General features: G+C 29.6%; 12 protein-coding genes. 6 read left to right on the top strand and 6 right to left on the bottom strand.

Annotated features, from left to right (window positions below; translation table 11 throughout):
- Position 1: 1 nt before the first annotated feature.
- Positions 2–1,192, bottom strand: coding sequence for a pyridoxal phosphate-dependent aminotransferase (locus N2251_RS07520; RefSeq protein ID WP_260586134.1), 1,191 nt, complete (start codon positions 1,190–1,192; stop codon positions 2–4).
- A gap of 156 nt (positions 1,193–1,348) precedes the next feature.
- Here N2251_RS07520 and N2251_RS07515 point away from each other — a divergent pair, with 156 nt between their 5' ends.
- Entirely contained in the window at positions 1,349–2,686 is a 1,338-nt protein-coding gene (locus N2251_RS07515) for an aspartyl protease family protein (RefSeq protein ID WP_260586133.1), read from the top strand.
- Between the two features lie 54 nt (positions 2,687–2,740).
- On the opposite strand, the gene N2251_RS07510 is transcribed toward N2251_RS07515, so the two are convergent.
- The gene (locus N2251_RS07510; RefSeq protein WP_260586132.1) at positions 2,741–3,148 is read right to left on the bottom strand and encodes a DUF1573 domain-containing protein; all 408 of its coding nucleotides are present in this window, start codon (positions 3,146–3,148) and stop codon (positions 2,741–2,743) included.
- Positions 3,149–3,333: 185 nt separating this feature from the next.
- Between N2251_RS07510 and N2251_RS07505 the strand changes: the two genes are divergently transcribed.
- Positions 3,334–5,970: a valine--tRNA ligase gene (locus N2251_RS07505; protein WP_260586131.1), complete on the top strand. Its 2,637-nt coding sequence runs from the start codon at positions 3,334–3,336 to the stop codon at positions 5,968–5,970.
- Positions 5,971–6,038: 68 nt separating this feature from the next.
- On the opposite strand, the gene N2251_RS07500 is transcribed toward N2251_RS07505, so the two are convergent.
- Positions 6,039–6,767, bottom strand: a complete 729-nt coding sequence (locus tag N2251_RS07500) for a head GIN domain-containing protein (RefSeq protein WP_260586130.1) — start codon at positions 6,765–6,767, stop codon at positions 6,039–6,041.
- 36 nt (positions 6,768–6,803) lie between these two features.
- Between N2251_RS07500 and N2251_RS07495 the strand changes: the two genes are divergently transcribed.
- Positions 6,804–7,457 carry a lysoplasmalogenase family protein gene (locus N2251_RS07495; RefSeq protein WP_260586129.1) on the top strand — a complete coding sequence of 218 codons (654 nt, stop codon included), beginning with the start codon at positions 6,804–6,806 and terminating at the stop codon, positions 7,455–7,457.
- On the opposite strand, the gene N2251_RS07490 is transcribed toward N2251_RS07495, so the two are convergent.
- The 3 genes from N2251_RS07490 to N2251_RS07480 are packed head-to-tail and all read right to left on the bottom strand — an operon-like array spanning position 7,454 to position 9,606.
- The gene (locus tag N2251_RS07490; RefSeq protein WP_260586128.1) at positions 7,454–8,527 is read right to left on the bottom strand and encodes a hypothetical protein; all 1,074 of its coding nucleotides are present in this window, start codon (positions 8,525–8,527) and stop codon (positions 7,454–7,456) included. The two genes, N2251_RS07495 and N2251_RS07490, sit on opposite strands and share 4 nt — an antisense overlap.
- Positions 8,514–9,041 carry a hypothetical protein gene (locus N2251_RS07485; protein ID WP_260586127.1) on the bottom strand — a complete coding sequence of 176 codons (528 nt, stop codon included), beginning with the start codon at positions 9,039–9,041 and terminating at the stop codon, positions 8,514–8,516. The genes N2251_RS07490 and N2251_RS07485 overlap by 14 nt, the downstream gene beginning before the upstream one ends.
- Positions 9,034–9,606 carry an RNA polymerase sigma factor gene (locus N2251_RS07480; protein ID WP_260586126.1) on the bottom strand — a complete coding sequence of 191 codons (573 nt, stop codon included), beginning with the start codon at positions 9,604–9,606 and terminating at the stop codon, positions 9,034–9,036. The genes N2251_RS07485 and N2251_RS07480 overlap by 8 nt, the downstream gene beginning before the upstream one ends.
- A gap of 189 nt (positions 9,607–9,795) precedes the next feature.
- Here N2251_RS07480 and N2251_RS07475 point away from each other — a divergent pair, with 189 nt between their 5' ends.
- From N2251_RS07475 to N2251_RS07465, 3 genes are read left to right on the top strand one after another with little or no spacing between them, the layout of a single operon-like run.
- On the top strand, positions 9,796–10,653 hold the full coding sequence (locus N2251_RS07475; protein WP_260586125.1) for a hydroxymethylglutaryl-CoA lyase: 858 nt from the start codon (positions 9,796–9,798) through the stop codon (positions 10,651–10,653).
- Between the two features lie 6 nt (positions 10,654–10,659).
- Complete coding sequence (locus N2251_RS07470; RefSeq protein ID WP_260586124.1) at positions 10,660–11,469, top strand: hypothetical protein; 810 nt, start codon at positions 10,660–10,662, stop codon at positions 11,467–11,469.
- Between the two features lie 34 nt (positions 11,470–11,503).
- Entirely contained in the window at positions 11,504–13,060 is a 1,557-nt protein-coding gene (locus N2251_RS07465) for a bifunctional metallophosphatase/5'-nucleotidase (RefSeq protein ID WP_260586123.1), read from the top strand.
- Positions 13,061–13,082 lie beyond the last annotated feature (22 nt).

Below are 13,082 nucleotides of genomic sequence, written 5' to 3'. Positions count from 1 at the left end.
ATTACTTATTGTATTGTGTTAAAGCGATTTTTAAAATTTCTACAGCGCGTTTTAAATCAGTTTTATTTAAAACATAAGCGATACGAACTTGATTTTTACCTTCTCCTTCGGTAGAGTAAAATCCACTTGCAGGTGCAACCATAATTGTTTCGTTATTATCGTTGAATTCTTCTAAAATCCATTGTGCAAAATGATCAGCATTAGCAACAGGAAGTTGAACAACACAATAAAAGGCTCCTTTTGGATTTGCCACTTTTACACCATCAATTTTTTGTAATTCAGTAACTAACGTATTTCTACGACCTTCATATTCTTCAATAACGTCATCAAAATAACTTTGAGGCGTATCTAAAGCAGCTTCACTGGCTAATAAAGCATAAGTTGGCGGACTTAAACGTGCTTGTGCAAATTTAATAGCAGTATTAACAAATTCTTCATTTTTAGAAACAATACAACCAATTCTTGCACCACACATACTATAACGTTTAGAGACAGAGTCTATCATAATAGCATGTTGCTCTAAACCGTTTAAAGTCATTATCGAATTGTGCTTTTCACCATCATACGTAAACTCACGATATACTTCATCAGCAATTAAAAATAAATCGTGTTTTAAAACAATTTGCTTTAATTTTTCAATTTCGTCAGCACTGTATAAATATCCGGTTGGGTTTCCAGGATTACAGATTAAAATTGCTTTGGTTTTCGAGGTAATTAGCTTTTCGAAGTCTTCAATAGCAGGTAACGCAAAGTTATTTTCAATTTTTGAAATAACAGGAACCACTTTTACTCCAGAAGCAGTTGAAAACCCGTTGTAATTCGCATAAAAAGGTTCAGGGATAATAATTTCATCACCCGGATCGGTAATACTACCAATGGTAAATAATAATGCTTCAGAGCCACCAGTGGTAGCTACAATATTATTTGCATTAACATGAATGTCGTTTTTAGCATAATAGTTAGCTAATTTAGTTCGGTATTCTTCAGAACCTTCAGAACGTGCATATGATAATACTTCAATGGTATTATTTTTAACAGCATCAAGCGCTACTTGTGGTGTTTTTATATCTGGTTGACCAATGTTTAAATGAAAAACTTTAGTTCCGTTTTTTTTAGCAGCCTCAGCAAAAGGCACCAATTTACGTATTGGTGATTGAGGCATAGAATTTCCTTTTATAGAAATGTTTGGCATTGTAAATAGTATTAGTAGTTTGAAAAGCAAATTTGCGAATTATTTTTGATAAAATAAACTTGTTGTTTATTAAAATAGAGGTTAAAAAAATCATAAAATTGTTGAAAATTAAAATGAAGATTGTATCTTTAAGATTAACCATTAACACTTTACTATTTGAAAAAAGAGATACTTTATATTGTAGCCTTCCTTACTTGTTTGTCAGTTTATTCTCAAAAGAAATTTAAATTTTATGGAAAAAATAAAGAAAAGCAAGAAGTATCATTTAAATTAATAAATAATTTAATAGTGATTCCTTTAGAAATTAACGGACATAAATTGTCTTTTATAATGGATACAGGAGTTAATAAAACGATCTTATTTAATTTAACAGAAAACGATAGCCTAGGTTTAAATAATGTTAAAAAAGTATTTATAAGGGGGTTAGGTGATGGAGAACCAATTGAAGCTTTATTATCAAAAGGGAATAACTTTAGGGTTAAAAACATATTAAGTGCTAACCAAGATTTATATGTTATTTTAAATGATGCTTTTAGTTTATCTGCAAAAATGGGAACCACTATTCATGGTATTATAGGCTATGATTTATTGAAGGATGTTGTTGTTAAAGTAAATTACAGTACTAAAAAAATTGTTTTTTATAACCCTAAAACATATAAAGAATCAAAATGTAGAAAATGTGAAATTTTTCCATTGCAGTTCTATCGTAATAAGCCATATATAAATGTTGAAGCTAGGATTGACACTATAAACAATGTGAAAACTCCAATGAAATTGTTAATAGATACAGGAGGAAGTGATGCAATGTGGTTGTTTGAAGATAGCAAAGAAATTATAAAAACGCCTATAAAACATTTTAAAGATATTTTAGGAGAAGGACTTAGCGGAACTATTTATGGAAACAGAAGTAGGATCCCCTACGTGGCATTAGGTAAGTTTTTAATTAAAGAACCAACGGTTTCTTTTTTAGATGCAGTAACAACATTTAATGCAAGAAAGTTTAAAGGGAGAAATGGTAGTATTGGTGGTAATATTTTAAAACGATTTAAAATATGGATTGATTATCCGAATAAAAAAATCACTTTAAAAAAGAATGCCTCTCTAAAAGACGGTTTCTACTATAATATGAGTGGTTTACATATTATTTATGATGGACAAGAATTGGTTAAAGAAAGAACTGTAAATACTGCTAATATTGGTTACGGGAGAAAATCCACCAATAAAAATAATGTTCTTTCATTTGTTAGTACTTACCACTATAAGTTTAAACCGAAATATAAAATAGATAGAGTTGTTGAGGGGTCTCCTGCTTATAAAGCAGGATTTTTAAAAGATGATATTATAAAATCAATTAACGGAAAACAAGCTTATGAATATACTTTAGAAAAAATAATGACTTTGTTTCAAACAAAGCCAAACAAGAAGATTAAAATGAACGTTAGAAGAGGAGTAACTGATTTAAAGTTTGAATTTCGATTAGAAAAATCAATATAAAAAAAGCGTCAATTTTAAAATTGACGCTTTTTTTATATTGATTTGTTGTAGTAATTACTCACTATCACTTACTGCATCCTTTGCTTTTGCAGGAGCTGCATCTTTAGTAATAAAACCTTTAATTTTAAGCATTGTTCTTTTCTTTTTAGCATTAGAAATTACTGTAATAGCTTTAGAGAAACCTCCTGGTTTTTTGGTGTCGTAAGAAACTGAAATTTCACCTTTTTGTCCTGGCATAATTGGTGCTTCAGGTTTTTTAGGTACGGTACATCCACAAGTAGACTTTATATCTTTAATAATTAAAGGAGCATCACCTACGTTTGTAAATTCAAACACACGTGTTCCTTCTGATCCTACAGCTATTTTTCCATAGTTAATAGTTTCAGTTTCAAATTTAAATTCTTGAGCGCTTACTGTTAACGTAATAAAACAAACAGCAATAATTGATAAAATTGTTTTCATAATAGATAAATTTAATTTAGGGGTTTAAACCACCACAAATTTAGGGTTATTTTTTTAGTTTTAAAAAAATCGACATCTTATTTTCTGTACCTCAGAGATAGTTGTATTTTTGCTTAATTGAATTTCAAAAATAATGCCAAAAAGCACAGAGCTTAATTATTTGGTTATAAAGATATAAAAAACAGATGAATATTCCATCAAAATATAATTCTAAAGAAGTAGAAGGGAAGTGGTACGATTACTGGATGAAGCATAATTACTTTCATTCTGAAGTAGATGATAGAGAACCATATACGATTGTAATTCCGCCGCCAAACGTTACTGGAGTGTTACATATGGGGCATATGTTGAACAATACAATTCAAGATGTATTAATTCGTCGTGCACGTTTACAAGGTAAAAATGCTTGTTGGGTTCCTGGTACCGATCACGCCTCTATTGCTACCGAAGCAAAAGTTGTTGCCAAGTTAAAAGAACAAGGAATTGATAAAAACGATTTAACGCGTGAAGAATTTTTAGAGCATGCTTGGGAATGGAAACATGAGTATGGAGGTAAAATTTTAGAGCAATTAAAAAAGCTTGGTGCTTCTTGTGATTGGGAACGTACAGCTTTTACTATGGATCCAGCGTTGTCTGAATCTGTTATTAAAGTTTTCGTTGATTTATATAATAAAGGATTGATTTACCGTGGATATAGAATGGTAAATTGGGATCCTGAAGCGAAAACAACACTTTCTGACGAAGAAGTTATTCATATTGAAAAACAAGGAAATCTTTATTATTTAGAATATAAAATTGAAGGATCTGAAGATAAATTAACGATTGCAACAACGCGTCCAGAAACTATTTTTGGAGATACCGCTATTTGTATCAATCCGAATGATGAACGTTTTACGCATTTAAAAGGTAAAAAAGCAATTGTGCCTCTTTGTGGAAGAGTAATTCCGATTATTGAAGATGAATATGTAGATGTTGAATTCGGAACAGGATGTTTAAAAGTAACTCCTGCTCACGATGAAAATGACAAGGTTTTAGGAGATAAGCACAAATTAGAAGTAATTGATATTTTTAATGATGATGCTTCATTAAATTCTTTTGGTTTACATTATCAAGGAAAAGATAGATTTGTAGCTAGAAAAGAAATAGCAAAAGAGTTAGAAGAAAAAGGAATTTTAGTTAAAACTGAAGTTCACACAAATAAAGTAGGAACCTCAGAAAGAACCAAAGCTGTTATTGAACCAAGATTATCAGATCAATGGTTTTTAAAGATGGAAGATTTAGCAAAACCAGCTATTAAAGCTGTTTTAGGTGAAGATGCTGAAATTAATCTGTATCCAAAGAAATTCGAAAACACGTATCGTCATTGGATGGAAAATGTTCGTGATTGGAATATTTCTCGTCAACTTTGGTGGGGGCAACAGATTCCTGCGTATTTCTACGGAGACGGAAAAGAAGATTTCGTTGTTGCAACAACTATTGAGGAGGCAGTTAAATTAGCTCAAGAAAAAACAAATAACGATTCGCTGTCGGCATCTGACTTAAGACAAGATGAAGATGCATTAGATACGTGGTTTTCTTCTTGGTTATGGCCAATGAGTGTTTTTGACGGAATAAACAATCCAGAGAACGAAGAAATTAAATATTACTATCCTACAAACGATTTAGTTACCGGACCAGATATTTTATTTTTCTGGGTAGCAAGAATGATTGTTGCTGGTTATGAATATAAAGATGAAAAACCTTTTCAGAATGTTTATTTAACAGGTTTAGTACGCGATAAGCAGCGTCGTAAAATGTCTAAATCATTAGGGAATTCACCTGATGCTTTAAAATTAATTGAAGATTACGGAGCAGACGGAGTAAGAGTAGGATTGTTACTAAGTTCTGCGGCAGGAAATGATTTAATGTTTGATGAAGATTTATGTCAGCAAGGAAAAGGATTTTCTAATAAAATATGGAATGCCTTTCGTTTGGTTAAAGGTTGGGAAGTAGACGCAACATTAGCACAACCAGAAGCAGCCAAAATAGGTTTAGAATGGTATAATGCGAAGTTTCAAACAGTATTAGCAGAAATTGAAGATCATTTTTCTAAATATCGTTTATCGGATGCTTTAATGGCAATTTATAAACTAATTATGGATGATTTTTCTTCATGGTTATTAGAAACGGTTAAGCCAGCATATCAACAACCAATAGATAAAAAAACATTTGATGCAGTAATCGCTATTTTTGAAGAGAACTTAAAAGTATTGCATCCGTTTATGCCATTTTTATCTGAAGATATTTGGCAATATATTGCTGAGAGAACTCCAGAAGAAGCATTAATTATAGCAAAATATCCTGAGGTTAAAAAAGTAGACACAACTATTATTAGTGAATTTGAGTTTGCTACTAATGTTGTTTCAGGAATTAGAACGATAAGAAAAGATAAAAACATTTCATTTAAAGATGCTGTGGAATTATCAGTAGTAAATAAAGAAGATTTTACAAAGAGTTTTGATGTTATTATTCAAAAACTAACAAATGCATCGGTAATTAATTACGTTTCTGATAAAGTTGAAGGGGCTTCATTTAGAGTAAAATCTAACGAATATTTTATTCCGATTGCGGTTGAAAATATAGATGTAGCAGCAGAAACTAAAAAGTTAGAAGTAGAATTAAAAAGAGCTGAAGGTTTCTTATTTGGTATTCAAAAGAAGTTATCTAACGAACGTTTTGTAAGCAATGCGCCAGAGCAGGTAATTGTTATAGAGCGCAAGAAAGAATCAGATACTTTAGCCAAAATAGCAACGATTAAATCTAGTTTAGCTAGTTTAAAGTAAAATAATTCTCATAAATTAAAACCCGCTAAATATGTTATTTAGCGGGTTTTTTATAGCTTATATAACTATTAATTCTTATCAATTATATCACCAGAGCCTACTGAATTAGTATCTATGTTATTTGGTTTTCCTTTATAATAAACACTTCCAGAACCTACAATACTCGCTTTTATTTTAGATGTTACTGTTGTTCGTATATTTCCAGATCCAGCAATACTTGCTTTTACAGTATTGGTGTTTAAATCGTAGGCTTTTACGTTACCAGAACCTGCAATAGAACATTTAAGATTTTCAGATTTACCTTTTAATTTGATGTTTCCAGAACCGCCTATAGAGGCTTTTATAGTATTTGCAGTAACATTTGCAGTAATACTTCCTGAACCTCCAATATTAAATGATACATTATCGGCTTTTATGCGTTTCTCTACAGTTACTTTACCAGAACCACCTAATGAAACAGCTTCAATGTTCTTAAAAGGAATTGTAACTGTTAATTGTTTTGTTGTTTTAATATTGGTGTTTTCTTTAAATTGAACTTTTAATTTTCCGTTTTTAACTGTTGTTTCAATATAAGGTAAGATGTTTTCTTCCCCTTCAAGAGTTATAGTTCCTTCAGTTCCGGCTATTAAATTAACATCAAAAGAGCCGCCAATACTTACTTTATCAAAAGTATTAATAGTTCTCGTTTTGGTAATAGTATTCCCGTTACCTTTAATTTTTTTCGAATTCCACCAACTTTGTGCGTTAGTAGTTACAGATAATAATACGATGACAATTGTAAAAAGTTGTTTGTTCATTTTATTTATTTATTTGAATGGGTTATATTTACTATTATGGATTTAAAATTTAAAATATATAGTACAGTTTATTTCATAGCCTGTTTTATTTCATTGTTTTTTATTGATGTAGGAGCTTCTTTAGAAGAAATGGTTGTTAAATTAACTTCACTTGTTTTTTTAGCTTTTTTATATATTAGTGTATCAAAAAAAATAAACTATTGGTACATCTTAATTTTAATGTGCTCGATAGGTTCTGATTCTTTTTTTATTTTCGATCCTGATTTTCTTAGAGAAGGACTAGTTTTAGTTATTGTTGAAAGAGTTTTATACTTTATAATTTTAAGAAAAACACTTTCTAAAATAGAAATGGGTTCTGTAAAAAAATATATTATTCCAGGAGTATTTGTTTTTATTATGAGTTCCTATTTATTGTCGCCGTATGTAGAAAATATGCTAATTGCTTTTTTTATAATCTGTTTTTTAAATTTAGGTTTGATAGGTGTAGCTTTTTTTCATCTTATACAAAAAAAGGATAGACAAAACATACAATTCTTTTTAGGAGTTTTTCTTATAGGTATAGCAGACTTTTTTCTAGCTTTTAATAGGTATTTAGAGTATAGTATAATTATGGTAATTATATATACAGTAATGTATTATATAGCTCGTTATTTAATTTGTATTTCTATAATTGAGGAAAAGCGCTATTAATCTTTAACTTTTAAAGAAACCCCTCCGTATCTTGATTTTATATTAATTGTTGATTTAGAGTTACCATTCCCAAAAGTACCTTCGTAATATTTTTTGGTAGTTTTTTTAATACTTTTAAAGAGGTTTACATTATTTTCAGGATAGTTAAAACCAGCATATCCTAAATCTATCATGAAATTGAAGTTATTGTTACTACTTGTACCTAATTTAATACTTGCGTAGCTTCCGTCTATTGTAATATTGTTAAAACCTTTTATAATATTACTAACCTTAATACTTCCGTAATCAGTATTTATTTTAAGATTTTTTCTTAAGTTTCCTATTTTTATACTAGCATAATCTGAACTTCCAGTAATATTAGCTATATCAGATACGGCAATACTACCATAATCACTATTAAATTTTACGTTATTAGAACGTCCTATTTTTACAGTTGAATAATCAGCATTAATATTCAAAGATTCTGATTTTTCTATATGTAATTTAGAATAATCAATATTGATATTACCAGATTTCATAAAGTTGATTTCTGATCCACCACAATAATCTAAATTTATAGTATTTGAATCATTCAATAACTCATCAACGTTTATGTTTCCATAATCGCAATTTAAATTTGCTTTTCCTTCAAGCTTATCTATTTCAATAGCACCATATTTGTTGTTTAAATCGGCATTGTTGGTTATTGGCATTTTTACAAAATAGTTAATTTTGTAGTTAATGTCGTTCGAACCCCACAATGACCAGTTAGACTTTATACTTTCTATTTTAGTACGAGCTTCAACCAAGTCATTAGAAGCTTCAAAGAGTATGTTAATAGCATTTAATTTTTTATCAACATTTTTTAAATCATTCCCTTTTACGGTTATTTTAACATCAATTTCAATACGGTTTTCATTCCAAGTAGTTACGTTTACATTACCATATTTATTATTAATATATAAGGTTGCGTTTTTATTAACAGTAAAATTTTTACTAATTGTTTTACTTTTTTCGTGCTTCTTTTTATCGTTTGCAACCAAAACGGTTGGTAAGAGTATAAAAAGGAATATCAATTTATATAATTTCATCATTTAAGTGTGCTAGTTTTGTTGTTTTTTGCTGTTCTAATTGTACTAAAAGCCTTTCTAAAACTATTAGTCGTTGTTGATAATTATCAATTATTTTTTGAATAACTAAGCGCTTATTTTCGTTTTTAGCCAATTCATTAATTAATGATTTATGGTGATCTTCTAATTCTTCAATTTCATCTAAAGAACCTTCAATAATAGTTTCTGTTTCGATAGTTCTATATTGTTCAACTTCTTTTAATTCTTGATTTATTGTTGTTACAAAAAAACTTTGCGTTTCTGCCATTTTCGGAGAAACATCTGCTAGTTCATAACTTTTATTCTGTTGATAACTACCAATATAAAAACCTAAAACCAATATAATTGATGCTGCAATACTCATCCAGAATAAGGTTGGCTTTTGTTGTTTTTTATGTGACTGAAGTTTTCTTTGAAAACGATCTGAATGTCCAGAATGTGGCTCGAATACGTCAAAATCATTTTCATCAAAAAACTGATGTAATTTATCATCCATATATAGGTGTTTTATTAGTGTTGCAAAGCAATAATTGCTTTAGTTTTTTTTTGGCTCTAGATATTGTTGTACGTACATTTTCGTTCGTATAGTTTAATATTTGAGAAATTTCTTCATAGTCGTAGCCTTCTATTAAATTTAAAGTTAACGCAATTCGGTAATTGTCTTTTAAATTCTCTATACTCTTTATTACTTGTTTTACATCTAAAGAATTATAATCAATAACAGTTTCTTCTATTTCATGATTAGGAATAACATCCATTTTTACTTCTTCGTAACGATTATTTTTCTTTAATTGTGTAAGACTTTTATTTACCACAATTTTTTTTAGCCAAGCTCCAAAAGCAACTTCTCCTTTAAAAGTATTCAGTTTGGTAAAAGCAGTTAAAAATGCTTCTTGAATTATGTCTTCAGCTTCAAACTCATCTTTTAAAATACGATATGCGGTATTATACATAGCTTTACAATAGCTATTGTATACTTGCATTTGCGCAGCACTATCATTTTTTTTACAGCGCGCTATTAGTTGGTTGATATGTGTTTTTTCAGACTCCAAATAAATCATTCTATACTAGAGACAATTCAGTTTTCGAATTGTGACAAAATTATTTTATAAAAGTAAAATTTTATTCTAAAACGCAGCTAAAAATAGTGTAATGTTCTATAATTGAGTGAACTATGTTTTTGATGTTTTTTTTAATAGAAAGAAAAAGTGAGGTTCATAAAACGAATCAAAATACGTATATTTGGCATAATGATTGACAGTATAAAAATTATTGAATGCCCAAGGGATGCCATGCAAGGAATTAAAAATCATTTTATTCCTACAGAAGCAAAGGCAAAGTATATCAATTCACTGTTAAAAGTAGGATTTGATACGATAGATTTTGGAAGTTTTGTATCACCAAAAGCAATTCCTCAAATGAGAGATACTGCCGAGGTTTTATCAAAGTTAGATTTATCAACAACAAAAAGTAAATTATTAGCAATTGTAGCAAATGTTAGAGGCGCAAATGATGCTTCTCAGTTTGAAGAAATTGATTATTTAGGATATCCTTTTTCGATATCCGAGAATTTTCAAATGCGAAATACACATAAAACAATAGAGCAATCAATAGATACTTTAAAAGAGGTGTTAGCTATTGCAAGCAGAACTAATAAAGAAGTTGTTGCATACTTATCAATGGGATTTGGGAATCCGTATGGTGATCCATGGAATGTTGATATTGTAGGAGATTGGACAGAGAAATTATCAAAATTAGGTGTAAAAATCTTATCTTTATCAGATACCGTTGGTACATCAACCCCAGAAGATATTGATTATTTGTATTCGAATTTAATACCGAGTTATCCGCAAATAGAGTTTGGAGCACATTTACACACCACTCCAACAAAATGGCACGAAAAGGTAGACAGTGCATTTAAGGCAGGTTGTCGTCGTTTTGATGGTGCTATTAAAGGTTATGGAGGTTGTCCAATGGCAAAAGATGAGTTAACGGGTAATATGCCAACAGAAAAATTGTTATCGTATTTTACAGCCAATAAAGTAACAACAAATATAAAACCAATGAGCTTCGAAAGCGCTTACAATAAAGCTCTCGAAGTATTTTAAATAGATATGAAGCTTAAATTTATTATACTCTTTTTATTTACAACTATTTTTTGTCAATCTCAGGATCAGATTGATGAAAGGTTAGGAGTATGGCAAATTCAAAAGGGGAGTTTAATAAAAAACAGGTCTAATATAAATGATTTGGCTAATGATTACTGGAAAGAGTTTTATAGGATTTTTCCTAAAGAATTAACTAGTAAATATGTGAAGCGAATTATTTTAATGACTGATGGTCCTGACGAAAAAGTAGGTGCGTTAGTCTCGTTAAATTCTAGAAATGATAAATGGCAACTAGAAATTGATGTTAAAGATGTTAATTTAAAATCTAGAGATAAAAGAAGATTATACGAATCTGTTTATACGATGACTCATGAGTTTGGTCATTTATTAACGTTGAATAAAACGCAAATTAGGCCAACAAGAAAAGAGAAACAACAGGAAGGCGAATTGTATTTGACCATTGAGGGAGAAGCTTATAAAAACAGTTATATTAATAAATTTGTTAACCTTTTTTGGAAAGGTGCTTTATTAAATAATTGGGATGTTATTCAAAGAGATTACTGTAAAACTGAAGCGAATTGTGTTGAGAAATTATATGACTTATATCAAAATAATTCCTCTGAATTTTTAACAGATTATGCTGCTATTAGCCCAGAAGAAGATATTGTTGAAAGTTGGACAGCCTTTGTTTTACGCTCTAAAATTAGAAAACCAAGAACGATTGCGCATAAAAAAATAAATTTCTTCTATCAATTTCCAGAGTTGGTAGCATATCGAAAAATGATCAGGCAAAATACTCGTAAATATCTTCATTAGAATATGTAAATTTGTTGCATTAAAAAAAAAATCAATGAAACAAATTAAAATTTTATTTATAATTATACTAACAATTACTATTGTTGGTTGTGATTCTAAAAAAAACAATAAAAAAACTGCTATTGCTTCACATCAATTTAAAAAAGAAGCAGGAAAAACATATTTTAACATACTTCAATTAAACGATGTTTATGAAATAGCACCCATTCAAAACGATGAGTTTGGGGGGATGGCTAGAGTAGAAACTGTGCACCAAAACGTATTAAAAGAAAATAAAAATAGCATGCTTGTTTTAGCAGGCGATTTTTTAAATCCATCATTAATAGGTACCATGAAAGTTAATGGATCTCGTGTAAGAGGTAAGCAAATGGTAGAAGTAATGAATGCCATGAATTTTGATTTGGTTGCTTTTGGTAATCACGAATTCGATTTAAGTTATACAAATTTACAAGAAAGATTAAATGAAAGTAAATTCGATTGGATTTCTGCAAATGTATTACACAATAAAGACGGAAAACAGGAATACTTTCATAAAAAAATCAATGGAGAAAAAGAATATTTAAAAGATTCTTATATCAGGGAATTTGAAAACGAAGATGGCACTAAATTAAAAGTAGGTTTTATAAGTGCATGTATTCCTTCAAATCCGAAAGGGTATGTGTATTACGGAGAAATCTATAAAGAAATACAAAGAGCTTATAATAATATAAAAGATAAAGTAGATGTTGTTATCGGGTTAACGCATTTAACACTTGAACAGGATAAAAAAGTAGCAGAAATGTTTCCTAATATTCCATTAATTATGGGAGGTCACGAGCATACTAATACCTATGAAAATGTTGGAAAAGTAATCATAGCAAAAGCAGATGCAAACGCAAAAACAGTTTATATTCATCGCTTTGAATATGATTTATCAACAAAGAAAATTCAGTTAAAATCAGAATTAAAAGAAATTAATGCTCAAATACCTACAGATGAAAAAGTAGGTGCTATTGTTACGAAATGGCAAAAAGTACTAAAAACAAAAATTCAAGATATTGTAGCGAACCCATATGAAGTGATCTTTAATGCAAAGGAGCCATTAGATGCTAGAGAAACACCAATTAGAAGTATTCAAACTAATATGGGAGAAATTATTACAAAAGCGATGAGTTTTGCTTATGATGACAAAGTAGATTGTGCATTGGTAAATGGAGGTTCTGTTCGTATTGACGATGCGTTAGATGGTGCTATAAATGTAGTTGATATTTTTAGAGTTTTGCCTTATGGAGGCGCTATTTTAAAAGTAGATATTAAAGGAAGTCTATTAAAGGAAGTTTTAGAATATGGTTTTAAAGCAGCAGGTACTGGTGCTTATTTACAACGTTATAACGCAAATAAAGTAGCGGGTAAATGGTTGATAGGAAAAGAAGCCATTATTGTTGATAAAACCTATACAGTAGCATTTTCTGATTATTTATTACGTGGATTAGATATACCTGGTCTATCAGATAAAAACCCTGATGTTATTTCGGTTTACAAACCAAAACCAACCGAATTAAGTGCTGATATTAGAAAAGCTGTGATAAGCTACCTTAAAACTGTAAAATAATAACTTTTTGATTTTTAAGTTA

Source organism: Tenacibaculum haliotis, from assembly GCF_025215075.1.
Lineage (GTDB): Bacteria > Bacteroidota > Bacteroidia > Flavobacteriales > Flavobacteriaceae > Polaribacter > Polaribacter haliotis_B.
Note: the sequence above shows the minus strand (reverse complement) of the source record. Positions and strands in the feature narration are given on the sequence as shown.

Bases quoted from the DNA above. Each gene is read 5' to 3' on its own strand.
- N2251_RS07520 (WP_260586134.1), bottom strand. From the start codon at position 1,192: ATGCCAAACATTTCTATAAAAGGAAATTCTATGCCTCAATCACCAATA.
- N2251_RS07510 (WP_260586132.1), bottom strand. From the start codon at position 3,148: ATGAAAACAATTTTATCAATTATTGCTGTTTGTTTTATTACGTTAACA.
- N2251_RS07505 (WP_260586131.1), top strand. From the start codon at position 3,334: ATGAATATTCCATCAAAATATAATTCTAAAGAAGTAGAAGGGAAGTGG.
- N2251_RS07500 (WP_260586130.1), bottom strand. From the start codon at position 6,767: ATGAACAAACAACTTTTTACAATTGTCATCGTATTATTATCTGTAACT.
- N2251_RS07495 (WP_260586129.1), top strand. From the start codon at position 6,804: ATGGATTTAAAATTTAAAATATATAGTACAGTTTATTTCATAGCCTGT.
- N2251_RS07490 (WP_260586128.1), bottom strand. From the start codon at position 8,527: ATGAAATTATATAAATTGATATTCCTTTTTATACTCTTACCAACCGTT.
- N2251_RS07485 (WP_260586127.1), bottom strand. From the start codon at position 9,041: ATGGATGATAAATTACATCAGTTTTTTGATGAAAATGATTTTGACGTA.
- N2251_RS07480 (WP_260586126.1), bottom strand. From the start codon at position 9,606: ATGATTTATTTGGAGTCTGAAAAAACACATATCAACCAACTAATAGCG.
- N2251_RS07475 (WP_260586125.1), top strand. From the start codon at position 9,796: ATGATTGACAGTATAAAAATTATTGAATGCCCAAGGGATGCCATGCAA.
- N2251_RS07470 (WP_260586124.1), top strand. From the start codon at position 10,660: ATGAAGCTTAAATTTATTATACTCTTTTTATTTACAACTATTTTTTGT.
- N2251_RS07465 (WP_260586123.1), top strand. From the start codon at position 11,504: ATGAAACAAATTAAAATTTTATTTATAATTATACTAACAATTACTATT.